1 protein-coding gene is annotated in these 421 nt (G+C 35.9%); it reads right to left on the bottom strand.

Translation table 11 applies throughout. From position 1 onward, the window contains the following. Positions 1–242: 242 nt before the first annotated feature. The coding region (locus AB4496_RS19670; RefSeq protein WP_372131686.1) for a VF530 family DNA-binding protein at positions 243–421 on the bottom strand (179 nt) is incomplete at its 5' end.

Raw genomic sequence — 421 nt, 5'->3', positions numbered from 1 at the left:
AGATCAAACTGACCATCCTCAAAGCTATTGTTGTTGAAACAAGACTTTATATGAGTACATACACCAATGAAGTCTGATGCTGTTTCTCTAAATTCTTTTAACCATTCATAACGTAGCTCTGAAAGCTTAGACTTGTTCTGAGACTCTTGATTTTTACGAGTAATATAAGGGGGTAAAATAAAATGCGCACCAATGGTTTCATACTTTAGTACCGTAAATGGTGCGTTTGTTAAAGGAAGGGACTAGCGTTTCAAATCGATATAGATTTGCTCTACTTTGGTACGAGCCCAATCTGTTTTACGCAAAAATTTTAAACTTGATTTAATGCTTGGATCTTTTTTGAAGCAGTTGATATTTACCATGTAACTCAACTCTTCCCAACCGTAATGTTCAACCAATTCAGTCAGCAGCTTCTGTAGAG

Source organism: Vibrio sp. 10N.222.46.A1 (genome assembly GCF_041473595.1).
Taxonomy (GTDB): Bacteria; Pseudomonadota; Gammaproteobacteria; order Enterobacterales; family Vibrionaceae; genus Vibrio; species Vibrio tasmaniensis_A.
Note: the sequence above shows the minus strand (reverse complement) of the source record. Positions and strands in the feature narration are given on the sequence as shown.